This is a genomic window from Hansschlegelia sp. KR7-227 (genome assembly GCF_049446035.1).
GTDB lineage: Bacteria > Pseudomonadota > Alphaproteobacteria > Rhizobiales > Methylopilaceae > Methylopila.
The window spans coordinates 1794217-1811154 of record NZ_JBMSEA010000001.1 but is presented as its reverse complement, the minus strand read 5'-3'; the positions used below and the strand labels follow the sequence as shown (position 1 = coordinate 1811154).

General features: G+C 69.0%; 18 protein-coding genes. 11 read left to right on the top strand and 7 right to left on the bottom strand.

What is annotated here, in order from left to right; genetic code table 11:
• The first annotated feature begins 208 nt into the window (after nucleotides 1–208).
• Entirely contained in the window at nucleotides 209–628 is a 420-nt protein-coding gene (locus ACO2RJ_RS08475; protein ID WP_423267553.1) for a MucR family transcriptional regulator, read from the top strand.
• Nucleotides 629–964: 336 nt separating this feature from the next.
• Nucleotides 965–1783 (top strand): DUF6456 domain-containing protein, encoded by an 819-nt coding sequence (locus tag ACO2RJ_RS08470; protein WP_423267552.1) that lies wholly within the window; start codon nucleotides 965–967, stop codon nucleotides 1781–1783.
• Here the strand turns inward: ACO2RJ_RS08470 and ACO2RJ_RS08465 are convergent.
• Complete coding sequence (locus ACO2RJ_RS08465) at nucleotides 1778–2218, bottom strand: SufE family protein (protein ID WP_423267551.1); 441 nt, start codon at nucleotides 2216–2218, stop codon at nucleotides 1778–1780. The two genes, ACO2RJ_RS08470 and ACO2RJ_RS08465, sit on opposite strands and share 6 nt — an antisense overlap.
• A gap of 86 nt (nucleotides 2219–2304) precedes the next feature.
• Nucleotides 2305–2712, bottom strand: a complete 408-nt coding sequence (locus ACO2RJ_RS08460) for a DUF5330 domain-containing protein (protein ID WP_423267550.1) — start codon at nucleotides 2710–2712, stop codon at nucleotides 2305–2307.
• A gap of 342 nt (nucleotides 2713–3054) precedes the next feature.
• Here ACO2RJ_RS08460 and ACO2RJ_RS08455 point away from each other — a divergent pair, with 342 nt between their 5' ends.
• Genes ACO2RJ_RS08455 through ACO2RJ_RS08445 form a run of 3 tightly spaced genes read left to right on the top strand, consistent with a single transcriptional unit; the run spans nucleotide 3055 to nucleotide 5972 of the window.
• Nucleotides 3055–4875, top strand: coding sequence for a PAS domain-containing sensor histidine kinase (locus ACO2RJ_RS08455; protein ID WP_423267549.1), 1821 nt, complete (start codon nucleotides 3055–3057; stop codon nucleotides 4873–4875).
• Nucleotides 4868–5617, top strand: a complete 750-nt coding sequence (locus ACO2RJ_RS08450; protein WP_423267548.1) for a peptidoglycan-binding protein — start codon at nucleotides 4868–4870, stop codon at nucleotides 5615–5617. Before ACO2RJ_RS08455 ends, ACO2RJ_RS08450 begins: the two co-directional genes overlap by 8 nt.
• A gap of 19 nt (nucleotides 5618–5636) precedes the next feature.
• On the top strand, nucleotides 5637–5972 hold the full coding sequence (locus ACO2RJ_RS08445) for a DUF1491 family protein (RefSeq protein ID WP_423267547.1): 336 nt from the start codon (nucleotides 5637–5639) through the stop codon (nucleotides 5970–5972).
• Nucleotides 5973–5980: 8 nt separating this feature from the next.
• Here the strand turns inward: ACO2RJ_RS08445 and ACO2RJ_RS08440 are convergent, their stop codons facing one another.
• Nucleotides 5981–7105 (bottom strand): DUF2336 domain-containing protein, encoded by a 1125-nt coding sequence (locus tag ACO2RJ_RS08440; RefSeq protein ID WP_423267546.1) that lies wholly within the window; start codon nucleotides 7103–7105, stop codon nucleotides 5981–5983.
• A 633-nt stretch (nucleotides 7106–7738) separates the two neighbouring features.
• On the opposite strand from ACO2RJ_RS08440, the gene ACO2RJ_RS08435 reads away from it, so the two are divergent.
• On the top strand, nucleotides 7739–8356 hold the full coding sequence (locus tag ACO2RJ_RS08435) for a hypothetical protein (protein WP_423267545.1): 618 nt from the start codon (nucleotides 7739–7741) through the stop codon (nucleotides 8354–8356).
• 6 nt (nucleotides 8357–8362) lie between these two features.
• On the opposite strand, the gene ACO2RJ_RS08430 is transcribed toward ACO2RJ_RS08435, so the two are convergent.
• Genes ACO2RJ_RS08430 through ACO2RJ_RS08420 form a run of 3 tightly spaced genes read right to left on the bottom strand, consistent with a single transcriptional unit; the run spans nucleotide 8363 to nucleotide 11678 of the window.
• A complete protein-coding gene (locus ACO2RJ_RS08430) occupies nucleotides 8363–8926 on the bottom strand; it encodes a DUF1254 domain-containing protein (RefSeq protein WP_423267544.1) in 564 nt (187 codons plus the stop codon).
• A complete protein-coding gene (locus ACO2RJ_RS08425) occupies nucleotides 8923–9501 on the bottom strand; it encodes a DUF1214 domain-containing protein (RefSeq protein ID WP_423267543.1) in 579 nt (192 codons plus the stop codon). Before ACO2RJ_RS08425 ends, ACO2RJ_RS08430 begins: the two co-directional genes overlap by 4 nt.
• An 11-nt stretch (nucleotides 9502–9512) precedes the next feature.
• Nucleotides 9513–11678, bottom strand: coding sequence for a transglycosylase domain-containing protein (locus ACO2RJ_RS08420; protein WP_423267542.1), 2166 nt, complete (start codon nucleotides 11676–11678; stop codon nucleotides 9513–9515).
• Between the two features lie 259 nt (nucleotides 11679–11937).
• Here ACO2RJ_RS08420 and ACO2RJ_RS08415 point away from each other — a divergent pair, with 259 nt between their 5' ends.
• From ACO2RJ_RS08415 to ACO2RJ_RS08395, 5 genes are all read left to right on the top strand, one after another.
• Nucleotides 11938–12432: a YcgN family cysteine cluster protein gene (locus tag ACO2RJ_RS08415; protein ID WP_423267541.1), complete on the top strand. Its 495-nt coding sequence runs from the start codon at nucleotides 11938–11940 to the stop codon at nucleotides 12430–12432.
• Between the two features lie 30 nt (nucleotides 12433–12462).
• Entirely contained in the window at nucleotides 12463–13005 is a 543-nt protein-coding gene (locus ACO2RJ_RS08410) for a DUF488 family protein (RefSeq protein WP_423267540.1), read from the top strand.
• Entirely contained in the window at nucleotides 12965–13756 is a 792-nt protein-coding gene (locus ACO2RJ_RS08405; RefSeq protein ID WP_423267539.1) for a hypothetical protein, read from the top strand. The genes ACO2RJ_RS08410 and ACO2RJ_RS08405 overlap by 41 nt, the downstream gene beginning before the upstream one ends.
• A gap of 46 nt (nucleotides 13757–13802) precedes the next feature.
• Nucleotides 13803–14867 carry a DUF3644 domain-containing protein gene (locus ACO2RJ_RS08400; protein ID WP_423267538.1) on the top strand — a complete coding sequence of 355 codons (1065 nt, stop codon included), beginning with the start codon at nucleotides 13803–13805 and terminating at the stop codon, nucleotides 14865–14867.
• A gap of 92 nt (nucleotides 14868–14959) precedes the next feature.
• Nucleotides 14960–16150: an MFS transporter gene (locus tag ACO2RJ_RS08395; protein WP_423267537.1), complete on the top strand. Its 1191-nt coding sequence runs from the start codon at nucleotides 14960–14962 to the stop codon at nucleotides 16148–16150.
• A 6-nt stretch (nucleotides 16151–16156) separates the two neighbouring features.
• Here the strand turns inward: ACO2RJ_RS08395 and ACO2RJ_RS08390 are convergent, their stop codons facing one another.
• Nucleotides 16157–16921 (bottom strand): aspartyl/asparaginyl beta-hydroxylase domain-containing protein, encoded by a 765-nt coding sequence (locus ACO2RJ_RS08390; RefSeq protein ID WP_423267536.1) that lies wholly within the window; start codon nucleotides 16919–16921, stop codon nucleotides 16157–16159.
• Nucleotides 16922–16938 lie beyond the last annotated feature (17 nt).

Genomic DNA, 16938 nt, shown 5'->3' with positions numbered 1-16938 from the left:
ATACGGCAAACAAAAGCCGTGAAAATCGACTCTCAGAACTTGCGCTACAGTCGAACATTGTCTATCTAGCAGGCAGTCGTGCGGGCGACGAATCGAACAACGCCGTAAAGGCGGGGTTCACGTCAGGCGCCGCAAGGACTTCTTGACAGGACGCGGCGATCAGAGGTCGGCCGATCGATCCGAAGCGAACATACGGAACCGGATTTCCATGAGCGATACCGCCACCCCCGCGAACTACATCGAACTCGCGGCCGACATCGTTTCGGCTTATGTCAGCAACAACTCGGTATCGGCGAGCGATCTTCCCTCGCTGATCAACGAAGTGCATGGCGCTCTGTCGCGGGTTTCGACCGGCGCCGTGGAGACGGTGGCCGAGGCCCCGAAGCCTGCCGTTCCTCTTAAGAAGTCGGTGACGTCCGAGTACATCATCTGCTTGGAAGACGGCAAGAAGTTCAAGTCTCTGAAGCGCCACCTGCGCACCCAGTACAACATGTCTCCGGAGGAGTATCGGGAGAAGTGGGGCCTTCCCGCTGATTATCCGATGGTGGCGCCGAGCTACGCCGCGGCGCGCTCCGAACTCGCCAAGAAAATGGGCCTCGGTCAGCAGCGCGGCAAGCGCGGCCGCTGACTTCGGCGGGCTCGCTGACGCGGGCCGTTTGACATGCGGGAAGCCGTCCGGTTCGCCGGGCGGCTTTTTTCGTGTGCGCGCGACGGCGACGTTCGGCCGTCCAGGCGAAGCAGGCCGTCCGTCGGCGCGAGGACTTCGTGGCGTCCCTTCGGCCGGTGTTCAGGCGCTCGGCGAGCCGCCTCCGCAGCCGGCTCGCGGGGATCGCGATGAGGCGTGGAGGGCGCGGAGGCGGTCACAGCCTGTCGCGCCGACGGCCGTCGCTGCCGCGAACCGGCCATGGACAAGAAAAAAATCCTAGACTAGGATTTCAGGCATGTTGGTGAACCGGAGGCCGCCATGTCGAAATCCCTCTCATCCGCTCGTCCGAAGGGGGGAAGGCTCACCCGCCTCGCCCCTGCGGCGGCGAAGCTTCTGGCGCGGACCGTCGCGGCGGGACCCGGCGGCCTCGACGCCGCCTCCGCCGAGCGCGCGGCGGCCCTCGATCTCGCCGCGCGCGATCTCGTCAGCGTGCGGGAGGAGGGACGGCTGGTCGCGACGGAGGCGGGACGGGCGCGGATCGCGCGGGGCGCGGCGGGAGACGGGTTCCTGGCCCAGCATCGCGCGCTGGGGCGGCGGCGCGTGGAGGTCGGCGGCTCGGTCGAAGACGCGCTGGTCGACCTCGACGAGAGCCCTCTCGCCTGGCTGGCGCGGCGCAAAGGCCGCGACGGACGGCCGCTGCTCGCCGCTCACGAGGTTCTCGCGGGCGAGCGCCTGCGGGCTGACTTCACGCGTGGGCAGATGACGCCGCGCGTGACAGCAAGCTGGGAGGCCGCGGCGCCGAGCGGGCGTCGTGGCGGCGCGGGGGTCGGGGTCGATCTCGCCGACGCCGTGCTGGCCGCCCGGATGCGCGTCCGGCGCGCGCTCGAGGCGGTGGGCCCCGAACTGGCGGGCGCACTCGTCGACGTCTGCTGCTTCCTGAAAGGGCTCGAAGAGGTCGAGCGCGATCGCGGATGGCCGGCGCGCGGCGCCAAGCTCGTGCTTGGCCTGGCGCTTGCGCGCCTCGCCGGCCACTACGGCCTGGCGCCGCGCGCGGCTTCGCGGCAGGAGGGCCGCATCGTCAGCTGGGGCGCGCCCGACAGCCGTCCCTCGATCGACGGCGCGCCTGGCGAGTCATGATCCGGTCGCAGGCGTCGGCTCGACCTTCGCCGCGTCCGCCGCCTCGCGCTTGATGCGCTCCACCATCGCTCTCAGACCGTTGGAGCGCTGGGGCGTCAGATGCTCCCGAAGCTTGATCCTGTCGAACACCGCCCCGGCGTCGGTCGCGAGGATGTCTCGGGCCCGACGGCCGGAATAGAGCGCGACGGTGACCGCGACGAGGCCCTTCACGAGGTGCGCGTCGCTGTCGCCGCGGAAGAGGAGAACGGGGTCATCGCCTTCGCCGACCTTGGTCTGGAGCCAGACCTGGCTGGCGCAGCCCTGCACCTTGTTCGCGGGCGAGCGCGCCTCGTCGGGCAAGGGCTCGAGCTCCCGTCCGAGTTCGATCAGGTAGCGGATCCGCTCTTCCCAGTCGTCGATGAACTCGAAGCCTTCGATGATCTCTTCGATCGACATCTGAACCTCTCGCGGCGGTCACCGGGAGGTAGTGCGGTCGCGCCGATCGCGCAAAGAAAAACCGCCGCGCGGTCCAGATCGCGGCGTCAGGCCGGGCGGCTGGAAGCGGGTCCGCGCCACGCCGGCTTGCGGTCGCCGGCGGTCAGCGTGTCCCGAACGGGCGCGGCGCCGGCGGCGGTCGGAGCGGCGCCGCTCCGCGGCGCGGTCACGGAAGCGGCCGCTTCGCCGCCCAGATAGTCCTGGATGAGCGACGCCCCGCTGGCCGCGCGCTCGCCGATGACCTTGATCGCCTGCGAACCGATGGCGCAGGCGTCGGGCTGGCGGTCGCAGAAGCCGCCGACGTCGGAGACGGTCGCGCCGGCCGCGGCCAGCGCCGAGAGCGCGTCGATCGAGGCGCGTTCCTTCTCGGTCGGGCCGTCCTTCGAGGGAGAGCCGAGCGGCAGCACCAGAAGGAGAACGGAGATCCAAAACGCGGTGCGTAGAAGGAAGAACATGGCGATGACGGCCTTCTGCCTGTCCGCCGCGCGTGGTTCCAAGCTCCGCGCGGTCGGCTTCTGTCGACGACCATAACGGCCCCGGCCTAAAGACGGATGTAGCCGGCCGGCGTAAATCTCCCAATCTGGTTCACGAATTTGAAAGACGGTCGAAAGCTTTCGTAAAGCATAAACTTGGAATGACGACATCGCGCAAGGTTGAAGACGGCTGAACGGCTCACGCCGCATTTTAGCGTTCGCTTAAGCCGGCGCTGCCACTGTGGCGGCGCGGAGTTGAGGCCCGGACGCTGTGGCGCCGGCGCCGCGCCGGTCCTCCGGGCCGGGTTTCGGAGTGGTGTCGCGTTGCTTCAGGTCGCCCGTCAGCACGCGTTCTTGGAGCAGGCCGCAGCGCGACTCTGCGCGGCGCTCGCCGGCGATCCGGACGTCTCGCCGCGCCATGCCGGGTTCGTCGCCACCCATCTCGCCGTCGGCGTCGCGTCCTTCGCCGTCCTGCCGGCGCTGCTCGCGATCGACGGCGCGCCGTCGGCGCTCGGTCTGGCGGCCTGCGCATGGCTCATCGCGCCCATCCTGATCGCCTTCAAGCTCTCGCGCGGCGGCGACCTCGAACAGGCGCAGATCTTCGCCTCGGTCGCTTTCGCAGCCTTCGTCGCCGCGATCGCGGCGCTTGACGGCGGGCTCGCGTCCTTCGCGACGCTGTGGCTTGCGCTGCCCGCCTTCGAAGCGGCGCTGTCGGGCTCGCGCCGGGCGTTGACGGCCGCAGCGCTTGCGGCCGGGGGCGCTCTGGTCGCGCTCGCCGGGGTGAGCCTCGCCGGCGGCGGACCGGCGTCCGGCGGCGGAGCTGCGAGCGCCGTCGGGATGGTCGCGGCGTCGGTCTACGCGCTCGCCCTGATCCTCCGCGCCGCGCAAGCGATCGGCGCCGGAGACCGCTCGAAACAGGCGGGCGAGGCCCGTTTCGACCTGTTCGCCGCCTCCGTCAGCGACATGATCACCCATCACCTCTCGGACGGGTCCGTCGTCTTCATCTCGCCGGCGGCCCGGACCCTTCTCGGCGCTTCGCCCCGCGATCTGATGGGGCAGGGACTGCTGGCGCGCGTCAACGTCGCCGATCGTCCCGCGTTTCTTCAGACGCTGTCGGCCGGCGGCCTCTCCGATCAGCCGCGCGTCGCGGAGATCCGCATCCGCCGGCCTTCGGCGGCCGGACGGCCCGACGCCGGCGAGGTCGTGTGGCTCGAGATGAGCGCCCGCAGGCTCCGCGCGCATGAGCGCGACGGACATGACGCTGCGTCCGCCGTCGTGGTCTATCGCGACGTCTCCGAACGCAAGGCGCATGAGGAGGCGCTGATCGCCGCCCGCGAGGAAGCCGAGCGCGCCAACGTCCTCAAGACGCGCTTCCTGGCCAACATGAGCCATGAGCTCCGAACCCCGCTCAACGCCATCATCGGCTTTTCCGAAATCCTGTCCGATGAGCAGCTCTGTCGGCTGACGCCCGAGCGGCGGGCCGATTACGCCGCGCTGATCCACAAATCGGGCGCGCATCTGCTCGACGTGGTCAATTCGATCCTCGACATGGCCAAGATCGAGAGCGGCGCCTTCGCGATCCTGGCCGAGCCCTGCGCGCTCGAGCCGATCGTGCGCCACTGCGTCAGCCTGATGGCCCTCAAGGCGGATTCGGCGGGCGTCGCGCTCGTGGCCCGCGTGCCGGCCGACCTCCCCGAGATTTCGGCCGATCGTCGCGCGGTGATGCAGATTCTGCTCAACCTCGTCGCGAACGCCGTCAAGTTCACGCCGCGCGGCGGCGAAGTCGTCGTCGAGCTGCGGCCGGGCGCGGGCGGCGTCGCGCTCGTCGTGCGCGACACCGGCGTCGGCATCGCGCCGGAGCATCTCGGCCGGCTCGGCGAGGCCTTCTTCCAGATCGACTCCGGCGTCAGCCGCCGTCACGAAGGGTCCGGGCTCGGCCTGTCGGTGGTGCGCGGCCTGGTCGAGCTGCACGGCGGCGAGCTCGGCGTCGAGAGCGCGCTCGGACGCGGCACGTCGGTGACCGTGTTCCTGCCGTTCGATCCCGCGGCCCGCCGCACCGCCGCCTCGAAGATCGCCGCGCCGCACTTCGCCCGGGCCGCGGCGCCGACCGTCCTTCCCGCGTTGAGGGGGAAACAAAGTGCGTAACGTCGCCCGCCCATTCGATCCCCGCCAGGACGAGCGCCAAGGCGCGCTCGCCTCCGCGCTCGACGCCGCCCGCCGGCGGCCCGTCGACACGTTCGCGGGCCTGCTCGCGGCCGCCTGCACGGTCATGATCCTCGTGAACGCGCTGGCCCTCCAGGAAGGGCGCCGGCCCGGGACTTCGCCGACGGCGGAGGACGCCGCCCATCCCGCGGGCCACGCGTCGTCCGCGCCCCGGCGGAATGAACTCGTCGCCCAGATCCAGGGCGCGCTCGCCGACCTCAAATATTACGACGGCCCGGTCGACGGGCTGATGGGCGCGCAGACGGCGTCGGCCATCCGCGCCTTCGAGCAGGCCGAACGGCTCGCCCAGACCGGCGAGGCCAGCGAGCGCGTGCTGGCCGCAGCCCTGACCGCGCCGCCGAAGAAGGCCGAAGCCGCATCTTCGGCCGGTCGCTGGACCCAGGCCGAAGCGCCGAAGGCCGCCCCCGCTCCGGCGCGTCCCGCGCCGACCGCGCAGGCGGCGCCGGCGACGACCGGCGCGATCGCCCCGCCGAAGCTGATGGCGGTCCAGAAGGCGCTCGCCAAGATCGGCTATGGCCCCGTCACGATCGACGGCAAGATGGGCGCGGAGACCCGCAGCGCGATCCAGAGCTTCGAGCGCGACCGCGACCTTCCCGTGACGGGCGAGCCGTCGCCTCAGGTGCTGAAGGCGCTGCAGGCGATGACCGGCGCGCCGCTCCAATGAGCGTCGATCGGGGGGCGCCGTGAGCGCGCGGCTCACCTCGGAGTTCTGGGTTTCGGCGTATGTGCGCCGTTGCCAGCTCGCCGGCGCCTATGCGGTGGTGCGTCGCCGCGGCGCCCGCGAGGCCGGCGCGATCCTGCTCGTGATCGACCGACTGGACGGGACCCACGACCTGTATGCGCCGGCGCCGCAGTCCGAGGCGGACGACGTGCGCGGCCGCGCCTTCGAGCGGATCGCGGAGCGCGTGGACGGCCTCGCGGTCGAGGGCCGGCTGGCGCGAGAGGTGAAGTTCGACTCCGACGTCTGGATCGTCGCTGTCGAGGATCGCGAGGGACGCGCCTTCCTGGAGAACACGTAAAGCCGGGATCAGCCGCGCCGACGGGCCCCGTCGCGCTCCCGCGCGGTCCGGCCGCGTGGGGCGGCGCGCGCCGCGCCGGCGCGTTCGGCGACGCCGAGCGGCTCGAACAGCGGCTCGTGACGCGGGGCTGCGGCCTTCGGCGCGACGCGCCCGACGAGCGCGTCGAGAAGCTCCGCCGCCACCACGCGCGGCGTCGCCTCCGCGACGTCGACGAGCGCGAAGAACGGGGCGACCGACAGGGCGATCTCGGGCCGGGCGAGCAGCAAGGCGCGACCGACCCCGCTGACCTCGACGCCCGCCGCGCGCAGCATCATCACGAAGCCTTCGCCGCTCGGCTCGGCCGAGAGCCATGAGGCGTCGGCGGGCTTCAGTGCGAGAGCGTCGGCGAGGGCCTCCGTGATCGCATGCGCGCGGCCTTCCTGCGTCGCGGCCTCGATCAGCGCGGCGTCGACGGCGTCGGCCCTGCGGAAAGCGCGCCCGATCCCCGGCCGGGAGGAGCGCAGCTCCAGAGCCTTGCGGATGGCGACGCGGCGGTCGGGATCCGCGTGCAGATAGAGCGGGGCGAGAACGGCCGCGTCGAGGTCGTCCCGGCGCAACAGCGCGCCCGCGAGGGCCGGCGCCGCGACCGCCCGCGCGACCATGGCGGAGAGGATCGCTTCGCCGGGCCGCGCCGAAGGATTGGCCGCGAGGGCCTCCAGCACCTGATCGCTGGGATGGCGGGCGAGCAGGCGCATCGTGTCGTCGTCGAGGTCGGCGCGCGACGCGACGGCGCCGGCCTCCACCGGACCGCCGTCGAGGGCGAGCGTCAGCAGGATCTGCCGCGGCACATGGGGGAAGCGGGCGAGCAGCGGGGCCGAGACCGAAAAGGCGTCGTCCAGCAGCCGGGCGATCACCGCGGGCGGCGCCCGATCGTCGTCGGCGAGCTTGCGGGCGACGATCGCGCGCGTGTCCTGGTCGACGACGTCGAGCAATTGAAGCGCGAGCTCCTCGAAGCGAGCGATCTCGTCCGGCGCGTGGTGCGGCTTCTGGACGAACAGATCGGTCAGCACGCGCGCGAGGATCGGCCTGACGTCGACGCCCTCGAGCTTCGACAGGCGCTCGAGCGTCTCGACGGGCAACAGCTCTGCGCTCATGGAGGCTTCGGTCCTCGGGCGGAAGGGGAGGGCGGAACGCCGGCGCACGCCCAGCCGATCGGTGAGACGCTAGGACGGGCATGGTTAGCGAGACGTTAACCCGAACCCAGCGCATGCGCGACGCCGGGCGGATCTGTTGTTGCGTGGCCACAGGTCGCCGCTCCGAACGACCTGAACGAGCGGGGTAACGACTCGTTAACCACCCAGGCGCTCAATCGGGTCAGAGGGCCCGTTCTGCAGGGCAACCGCCCCGGGCCGCAATTCGATCGAACCCCCTCGAACGGGGAGGAGCGACATGGGCCTGGTGCTCGCATTCCAAACTGCGCCGCGTGCGGCGTCCCGGCCGTCCCAGCGACGGCCCGCGCCGGCGAACAGCGCCGATATCCTGTTCTTCACAGGCGTGCGCTACGAACGGCAGGAGGTCTCCCGACCTCAGTCCGGCCAAGCGCCGCGCGCTCTCGACCTGAGCCCGCCGTCGTCGTGAGGTCGTCTTCCGTCCGGGCGAGGCGATCGCCCGGAGGAGCGAACGGGATCGGCGCCGCGCTCGTCTGCGCGGTCATGTCCGGGCTCGGCGCCTGCGCGCCGACGGGGGACCTCGGCCGCCCACGACCGAGCGTCGTGCACGAGACGATCATGCCCGCCGCCGGCGCCGCGCTCGCGCGTCAGCGCGGCGAGCCGGTCTCCGCCTATCCCCTGACGGACGACGAGCAGGAGATGCGCGCCCTCGGCTGGGCGGTGGTCATGCCGCCGCTCCAGGAGCAGTGGCGCGACCGAGCGCTCGTCGAGCTTCGCCGCACCCGCATCCTTCCCGCGAGCCGAGCCCGCCTCGACAGGGCGTCCTATGCCGATACCCTGCTTCGGACCCCGTACCGCTCGAGCGCCGCGCGCTATGCGCGGCTGAAGGACGACGTCGAGGCCGACACGCTGCGCGTCGAGCCATTCTTCCAGGCCGCATCGAGGGTCGCCGAGGGCGATCGCGCCCGCGACGGCGTCGCCGCGCGGCTGGCCGACCTCCGCCCCGACGAATCCGCCGACGTGAACGCGCGGGTCGAGGAGAACGGCCTGATGATCGCCTGGGTGCGGCAGTCCTTCGAGGAGCGCCTCGCCGCCTATCGCTACGCGCTGGAGCGGCTGATGCTGGCGACCCCGGACCGGGCGTCGGCCGAGGTCGAAGCCGCTCTCGACGCGTTCGAGGCGGTTCTGCGCAGCCTGCGCCCGCTGGGTCCCCGCCGCGGCGTCTTCAAGGGCTGACGCGCCTCACGGCTCGATCTGGCGCGTCGCGGCGCGGCCGCAGGTCGAGCCCGCGGCGATCCGGCGGAGAGCGTCGCGCGCGCTCGGTCCGGGCGCAAACAGCCTCAGCAGCACGAAGCCCGCCGGAGTCGGCGAGACGATCCTCAGCGTCGGCCGGCCCTCGACCGGGGGCTCCAGTTCGGCGGCGGCGACGTCGTCCGCGTTCAGGATCGTGACCTCGACCTCGCCGTCCGTCGCGGCCCGGTCGGTCAGCGCGTAATAAGGCTGGCCGAGCCGGTTGTGGACCGAAAGCGCTCCGTAGGTCGAGGGCAGCGCCGCCCGCACCGTGACAGGTCCGTCCCCGACGTCGTAGCGGCAGGCCGCCACCACGAAATGCGGGTCGCTGAACGGTAGCAGGCCGGCGTTCTCGCCCTCGTCTGGAAGCGCGACGAAGCGGCCTTCAGCGCCGAGCGCGGCGAGCCGGTCGTAGGGACCCTGCCGCGCGAGATAGGGAACGCCGAGCAGCGAGCCAATGTGGACGAGGCCCGCGAGCGTCAGTCCGACCGCGAGGGCGTAGAGGAGCCGCATCATCGGCAGGCCCCCCGGCGGATCGAGAGCAGTTCGGACCGGTCGGAGCGGTCGAGCGGGGTGCCGAGCGTCGTGTCGTAAAGGGCGAAGCGCATCACGAACGGCCCTTCGCCGACGATGGGCGCCCAGTTGCCCGGCCGCGCTTCGCGCGAGAGCGCGATGTCGAGCGGCTGTCCGACCGTCCGCAACGCGTCCGAGCTTGCGAAGCCCACGCGATCGGCCGCCGTCCCCAGGCGCTGGCCCGCCGGCGTGAACAGCGACAGCGTCCAGAGCCGGGCCGAAGGCAGATCGCCCGCGAGCTCGTAGTCGCAGGCGGCGTCGAGCGGGCGGCCCTCGTCGTCCGTCGAGGCTGCGAAGGCGAGCCCGTCGCCAAAAGCGAGAGGCGCTTCGCCGCGCCGAGCCGCTCCGGCGCGCTGATAGGGATCGGCGTCGAGGGTTCCAACGCCGGGTTCGGCGCGCCAGGGGCCGAAGGCGAGACCGCTGTCGGGCAGTCCGTTCGCGACCGTCCACCACGTCGCGCCGAGTCCGAGGGCTGCTGCGAGCGCAAGCGAGAGAAGCGCGGCGAGGGCAAGGCGCATCTGGATGAGGCTCAGCGGGCGAGCGTGGAACCGCCGCCCCCGGCGGGCAGCGTCAGGGAGGCGCGTTGGGGGCGCGCCGCGCTCGCCGAGGCGACGTCCGAGACGATCGCGTTCAGCACCCGCGCGGCCCCGTCGGTGAGGTTGCGCGAGCGAAACGCGGCGGCCGGGTCCCCGTCCGCCGGGGCGGCCTGGACCATCTGGGGCTGGGCGGCCGGCGCGGGCAGGCCGAGGATCGGCTTCGGGGGCAGGCCCTGTTGGGCGAAGGACATGATGTCCTTGAAGGTCATCGCGGGAAGCGAGCCGCCGGTCATCTCGTTCGTCGTGGTGAAATCGTCATTGCCGAACCAGACGCCCGCGACCAGCGATCCGGTGAAGCCCACGAACCAGGCGTCCCGGTAGGACTGCGACGTGCCGGTCTTGCCGCAGACCTGATAGCCGTCCACGCGGGCGCGGCCTCCGGTGCCGCCTTCGGTGACCGCCAGCATCATCCGGTTCATGTCCGCCACGACGTGGGGCCCGAGCACCAGCTGCGGCGGCTTGGCGTCGCGATCGTGGCGCCACAGCACGTCGCCCTTGGAGTCGAACACCTCGATCGCGGCGTAAGGCGGCGCCCGGCGGCCGCCGCTCGCGAGCGTGGCGTAGGCCGAGGTGTGGTCGATCACCGTCACCTCCTCGACGCCGAGCGCGAATGCGCGGCCGACGTCGAGCTTGCTGCGGATGCCCATGCGGTGGGCGATCTCGATGATCGGCTTCTGCCCGATCTGGACGCCGAGGCGCACCGGGATGGTGTTGATCGACTTCGCATAGGCCGTGATCAGCTTGGTCTTACCGGCGAAGCGGCGGCCGTAGTTGCGCGGGCACCAGTTGCCGATGCAGAGCGGCGCGTCCGTCACCACGCTGTCGGGCGTGTAGCGGCCGGAGGCGAAGGCTGCGGTGTACACGTAAGTCTTGAAGGACGAGCCGGGCTGCCTGAGCGCGTCGACCGCGCGGTTGAACTGGCTCTGGCCGTAGTCGCGGCCGCCGACCATGGCGCGCACCGCGCCTTCCGGCTCCATCACCACGGCCGCGGCCTGGTCGACGCGGTACTCCTCGCCATATTGCCGCAGCATCCGCTCGACGGAGGCCTCGGCGTGGCGCTGGACGGCGGGGTCGAGGGCGGTGCGCACCACGAGCACGCGCTGGCCCTTGAACGCGCCCTGCTCGGCCATCTGCCGGATCTCGCCGAAGGCCCAGTCGAGATAGTAGTCCGGGCTGGTCACCGCGACGATCGGCTTCGGCGTCGCCGGGTAGAAGCGGGCCGGCTGGACCTGACCCTCGGTCATGAAGCCGGAGTCCACCAGATTGTCGAGCACCACCGAGGCCCGCGCCCGGGCGGCGGCGAGGTTGATGTGGGGGGCGTATTTGGTCGGGGCCTTGAACAGGCCGGCCAGCATCGCGCTTTCGGCGAGCGTCACGTCGCGGGCGGATTTCGAGAAGTAGAAATGCGCCGCCGCGTCCACCCCGAAGGCGCCGCCGCCCATATAAGCGCGGTCGAGGTAGAGCTTCAGGATTTCGTCCTTCGACAGATGATGTTCGAGCCACAGCGCAAGAAACGCCTCGCGGATCTTGCGTTCGATGGTGCGTTCATTCGTCAGGAACACGTTCTTCGCAAGCTGCTGCGTGATCGACGACCCGCCCTGAACCACGCCGTTCGCGCGCGTGTTCTGCACGACCGCCCGCAGCGTGCCCGCGACGTCTATGCCGAAATGCTGGTAAAACCTGCGATCCTCGGTCGCGAGCGCCGCCTTGATCAGATGATCCGGATATTCCGACAGCGGAATCCCGTCATTCTGCATCACGCCGCGCTTGCCGATCTCCTGGCCGTGGCGGTCGAGAAACGTCACCGACAGGTCGGTGCGGCTCAGCCAGTCCGGCCCGGTCTCGCGGAAGGCGGGCACCGCGAGCGCCAGCGTCAGCACCGCGCCGGCGGCCCCTAAGGTCAAGCTCTCGCACAGGATTTCGACGGTCCACCGCCGCCACCCGCGCGCGCGGAACGCGTCGAAGGCGGCGCAGACTCCGTCCCACCAGCGGGAGATCGCGGGCCAGATTTTCCAGAACGTGTGGTCGAGCCAGGAATCGAGCGCGAGCAGAGCGCGCCTGGCGTCCGCCTTCTTGCCGGGAGCGCCGAAACCGAACACCAGACCCTCCTCCCGTACCGCGACTTCGCCGTGCTTGACCCTAACCGCTGGCGCGCGCAAGAGCCATGCCGTCGCGGCGGACCGGCCTCCCGCGCGTGAAACGCGCATGCAATCGCGCGCGATTCCGGGTTAAGTCCGCGCGACGCGCCGTCTCACACGCAAAACGCCGCGCCGCCCCTCGCGGCCCGATCCGAAAAGTCCGCCTTTGCCGCCGTCCGACCCCCGCGCCCGCCGACGCCCCCCGGCGCCCGACCCCGCCTTGGCGGCGGCGCCCGCCCCGTTCTGGCGGACGAAGACGCTGGCCCAGATGACCGGGCCGGAATGGGAGAGCCTGTGCGACGGCTGCGGCCGCTGCTGCCTGCTCAAGCTTCAGGACGAGGACACCGACCGCATCGCCTACACCGACGTCGCCTGCCGGCTGTTCGACAAGGACACCTGCCGCTGCTCGAACTACGCCGAGCGCGCCCTCCACGTGCCGGACTGCGTGCGGCTGACGCCGGCGATCGTCGAGGAGATCGGCTGGCTGCCGCCGACCTGCGCCTACCGCCTCGTCCGCGACGGCGAGGACCTGCCCTGGTGGCACCCGTTGGTCTCCGGCCGCCCCGAGACGGTGGTCGAGGCCGGTGTCTCCGTCCGGGACAAAGTGTACGGCTCCGAGACGGAGGTCGCCTTCGACGAGCTCGAAGACCGCATGGTCAGCTGGCCGGCGAAATGGCCGGGGCGGAGGGGGAGGGGCGGGCCTTCTGAACCTTAGACGAGTTTTTCGCTGGACAGCAGCCCCTCAGTGTTGACCGTGGAGGCCGCCAGTCGGGAGTTGACGTTGCGAAAAATCTATACGCTTGGATATGAGGGCGCTACGTTGCCTGACTTCATTAGCACACTTCAAGAATGCGGTATCTCGCTCTTGCTCGACATTCGGGAGCTACCCCAATCGAGGCGTCCAGGTTTCTCAAAACGCGTACTTTCTGAGGCGCTCGCCGACGCTGGAATCTGCTACCGCCATATTAAGCAACTTGGCGATCCGAAACCCGGGCGCGATGCGGCTCGCCGAGGGGATATGGAGCAGTTTCGCACTATTTTCTGTACCCATATGGAGTTGGAGGCGTCCTGTAGGGCAGTTGCTGAAGTCGCGGCTGACGTTGAGCGGGAAACTGTAGCACTTATGTGCTTCGAACGAGCGCCGAAAGATTGTCATAGATCTATTGTAGCTCAACGCATTCAAGGCTTAATACCCGCAGAGGTCATTCATATCGGTGTTCCGCCAGTCAAGCGACTAGGAGATGCGGATGGCGTTCGACCTGAAAGGCTCGTTGGAACACGCCGATGACGAAGCCTTTATCCTCATCAAAGCGGCGCCACGGGCGAGCGAAACACATGGTGAGACGGTATGCATAGCCGCAATAGATCATAATGGATGCTGGGTTCGTCTCTATCCAGTGTCCTTTCGGCAGTTGGAAGACGCGCAGAAATTTCGACGATGGGATCGTATCCGCTACCGCTGGCGGAAGCCAGTTGCTTCCGCAGACCGACGTGTAGAATCGCGGCGCGTAGATCAGGGCAGCATAGAGATAATCGGAAGGTTGAGAGAGAAGGATCGGCACGCATTTATCAACCGCTCCGCGGTCACTTCTCTAAGAGCAGAACTGCAGGCTGGTCGAAGTCTAGCCTTGCTCAACTGCGAGGTCATTGAATTTTGGTCGGAGCGCCAGAATCAAAATGAAATGGAGCGACAGCATAATGTATATAGGATTATGCGCCAGCAGGGTGACTTCCTCAGCCAAGCCAATTTAATTCCGCGTGAGGTCTGTCCTTACGTGTTCAAGTATCGTTACCGCGACGATGATGGAGAGCACACCGGCACTTGCCAAGACTGGGAGACAGAAGCGACTTTTCTGCGCCGACGATCCGAGTTTTGTAGCGAGCAGAAAGCCCTCGAGTGGATGGTAGAAAAATTCGGCGTCGAGTTTCCGCGCGAAGGAATGGCGCTTGCAATGGGAACGCACCGCTACCGAGCGGATCAATGGCTAATAAACGGGATACTACGCGTTAATAAGAACCCTCAGCTGTCATTTTTATAGCTGAGATTGAAATGTAGTTCCTTGTACGGTCGTATCAAAGGTCAATGTGAAAAAGGAAGCCAAGACGCTTCACGGCAAGGCGGTCGACTCGCTCGTCGTCGCAGTCGACCATTTCAACCGTGCGTGGGACCGAGGTCGCACTGAAGCGGTCCTGATCATGCTCGACCGCGCATTCGAACTTCTTCTGAAGGCAATCATCATCCACAAGGGCGGTGACATCCGGGAGAAGGCAAAGGAGGGTACAACCATAGGCTTCGACTACTGCCTACGCAAATGTCTGTCGGACGCTGCTTTGAAATGCCTGGACGAGGACGAGGCGGTCGCGCTCCAAAGCCTTAATACCCTTCGAGATGCCGCACAGCACCACATGATCGAGGTCTCTGAGGAGCAGCTCTACATTCACGCTCAGAGCGGAATTACATTGTTTACCCGGCTTGCGGGTGACTCGCTGGGGTGCCCCCTCAGGAAGGAGATCCCGCATCGCATCCTTCCCGTCTGCGCGAAGCCGCCGACGGACCTGAGTTCGATGTTCGACGTTGAGTTCGCAGATATTAAGAAGATGGTCGCTCCAGGATCACGGAAGCGCCTCGACGCCAGTGCCCGGCTGAGATCGATGGCGATCATTCAAGCTTCGCTAGATGGGAAGAAGAGCCAGCCGAGCGACCGAGAGCTATCGAATGTGGTCCGACGCATCAACAAGGGGGAAGGGTGGCGTTCGATCTTTCCGGGGGTGGCGACCCTGACCATCCAGCCGGACGAGGCCGGCCCGGGCCTCACCATTCGAGTCATGCGTAATCAGGGCGAGGCAGTTCAGATCGTCGAGGAGGGTGATCCGAACGCTACCGTGATCGCCGTTAGAAAGGTGAACGAGCTCGACTACTACAACATGGGGCTCCGCGACATGTCCAAGAAGCTCGACGCCTCTGAGCACAAGTTACTCTGGATCATCCGGCGGGAGGGCATGCTGGAGAACCTAGACCACCACAAAATCATCAAGATCGGAGGCACGACCCATAAGCGATATAGTGGAAAGTGTTTGAAGCGACTTCGCGAACTCCTCGCAGAGAGGGAACTCCATGAAGCCTATGCAAACCGGAATTCACCGCGCTGAGCCGATGCACTGCGAGCGTCCGTATCCGAGCTGACGGCTAATTCCAATCTGCCTATAGCCGAACACCGCATCCACCGCCTACCGGATCCCGCATGCCCCATTCCCGCCGCGTCATCCTCTTCGTCAACGTCGCGCATGCGCTCGATCATTTCGTGCTGCTGGTGTTTCCGACCGCGGCGATCCTGATCGCGCGGGAGCTTGGGCTCGACTATGGGGCGGTGATCGCGCTCGCCACCGGGTGCTTCGTCGCCTTCGGGCTGTTCGCGCTGCCGGTCGGCTGGATCGCGGGCCGGGTCGGGCGACGGAACCTGATGGCGGCGTTCTTTCTCGGTTGCGGGGCGGCGCTGCTCGGGCTGGCGACCGCCTCCGGGACCTGGGGCTTCGCGGGCTGGCTGCTCGTCCTCGGCATGTTCTCCGCGATCTACCATCCGATCGGCTCGAGCCTGCTGGTCGCGAACGCGTCGGCGCTCGGGCGCGCGCTCGGCTGGAACGGGGTGTGGGGCAATGTCGGCGCGGCCTCGGCCTCCGGCGTGACGGCGCTGATCGCGGCCGCCTTCGGCTGGCGCGCCGCCGCGGCCGCGCCCGGGCTCGTCTGCCTCGCCGTCGGGATCGCCTTCCTGCTGCTGGTCCCGAAGGAGGCGGGGAATGCGGCCGGCGGGGCCGGCGGCGCGCCCCCGCAGCCGACGCTCCGGCTGGCGCGGCCGGCGGCGCTGCTTGCCGCCTTCGCGGTCGCGATCGTGGCGGGCGGGCTCACCTTCAACATGACCACGATCGCTGCGCCCAAGGCGATCGACGAGAAGATGTTGTTCGCGCTGCCGCTCGGGCTGGTCGGCGCGCTCGCGACCGCCGTGTTCGCCTTCGGGGCGCTCACCCAGCTCGCCGTCGGGCGGCTGATCGACCGGTTCTCGCTGCCCGCGATCTTCGTGGGGCTCGCCGCCCTGCAGCCGCTCGGGCTCGGCCTCGCGGCGGCGTTCTCCGGCGCGCTTTTCCTCGTCGGGCTCGCGCTCGCGATGAGCGCGATCTACGGGCAGGTGGTGGTGAACGACGCCATGATCGCCCGCTATGTGCCGCCGGACTGGCGCGACCGGGCGTTCGGGATCCGCTATTTCCTGGGCTTCACCGCGGCGGGGCTCGCCGCGCCGCTGATCGCGCTCGGCCACGCCGCCGGCGGCTTCCAGACGGTGTTTTCGGCGGCCGCGGCGTTCGGGGCCGCGATCTTCGCCTGCGCGCTGCTCACCTTCGCGCTGTCGCGGCCGAAGCCGGAGGCGGCCGCGGCGGCCTGAACGAGGTCAGTGGCCGTCGATGCGGTTCTGCGCGCTTTGCCAGGCGAGGAAGTTCTTCCGCGCCTCCTGCACGAACGGGCTGCGGCGCACCGCCGCCATGAAGGCGTCGGCGATCGCCTTGCCGGGTTGGCGCAGGGGCCTGCGGAACTGCACGAGCAGGATCACGCGGGTCTCGTCGGTCTCGTTCCAGACCTCGTGAAAGTAAGTGTCGTCGAAGACGAGGCACTCGCCCTCGCGCCAATGGGTCATCTGGTCGTCGACCGCCATGCGGACCGCCATGCGGTCCTTCGGCACGAACAGGCCGAGATGGCAGGTGATCAGGCTCTTGGTGACGCCGCGGTGGCGCGGGATGCGGGCGCCGGGCGCGAGGATCGAGAAGAACGCGCTGTTGAGGCCGGGCACGGTCGCGACGAGTTCGGCCGTGCGCGGGCATTTCTCGCAATTGGCGTCGACCTTGTAGCCGTAGCCGTAGAGGAAGAACGACCGCCATTTGCGGTCGGCGCCGAGGCGGCCATGGTCGGGCGAGATGTCCGGCAGGACCGGGATGTCCTCGCGCGCGAGCACCGCCGCGGCCTCGGCGCGGATCGCCTCCCAGTTCGCGCAGAGCTCGGCGGTGAAGGGGAAGGCCGCGGCGTCGAACACCGGCGGGTTGCCGACGAGCGACGACTTCGCCAACATCTCGTCGAACCAGGGCCGCAGGCGCTTGCCCGCGCGGTAGATCCAGCTCCGCTTGGGCTTGGTCTTGAGGGGGGCGGCGGCGGCGTTGGTCATGTCCGTCTGGCCGATGT

Bases quoted from the DNA above. Each gene is read 5' to 3' on its own strand.
- ACO2RJ_RS08475 (WP_423267553.1), top strand. From the start codon at position 209: ATGAGCGATACCGCCACCCCCGCGAACTACATCGAACTCGCGGCCGAC.
- ACO2RJ_RS08470 (WP_423267552.1), top strand. From the start codon at position 965: ATGTCGAAATCCCTCTCATCCGCTCGTCCGAAGGGGGGAAGGCTCACC.
- ACO2RJ_RS08465 (WP_423267551.1), bottom strand. From the start codon at position 2,218: ATGTCGATCGAAGAGATCATCGAAGGCTTCGAGTTCATCGACGACTGG.
- ACO2RJ_RS08460 (WP_423267550.1), bottom strand. From the start codon at position 2,712: ATGTTCTTCCTTCTACGCACCGCGTTTTGGATCTCCGTTCTCCTTCTG.
- ACO2RJ_RS08440 (WP_423267546.1), bottom strand. From the start codon at position 7,105: ATGAGCGCAGAGCTGTTGCCCGTCGAGACGCTCGAGCGCCTGTCGAAG.
- ACO2RJ_RS08435 (WP_423267545.1), top strand. From the start codon at position 7,739: ATGCCCGCCGCCGGCGCCGCGCTCGCGCGTCAGCGCGGCGAGCCGGTC.
- ACO2RJ_RS08430 (WP_423267544.1), bottom strand. From the start codon at position 8,926: ATGATGCGGCTCCTCTACGCCCTCGCGGTCGGACTGACGCTCGCGGGC.
- ACO2RJ_RS08425 (WP_423267543.1), bottom strand. From the start codon at position 9,501: ATGCGCCTTGCCCTCGCCGCGCTTCTCTCGCTTGCGCTCGCAGCAGCC.
- ACO2RJ_RS08405 (WP_423267539.1), top strand. From the start codon at position 12,965: ATGGCGTTCGACCTGAAAGGCTCGTTGGAACACGCCGATGACGAAGCC.
- ACO2RJ_RS08395 (WP_423267537.1), top strand. From the start codon at position 14,960: ATGCCCCATTCCCGCCGCGTCATCCTCTTCGTCAACGTCGCGCATGCG.
- ACO2RJ_RS08390 (WP_423267536.1), bottom strand. From the start codon at position 16,921: ATGACCAACGCCGCCGCCGCCCCCCTCAAGACCAAGCCCAAGCGGAGC.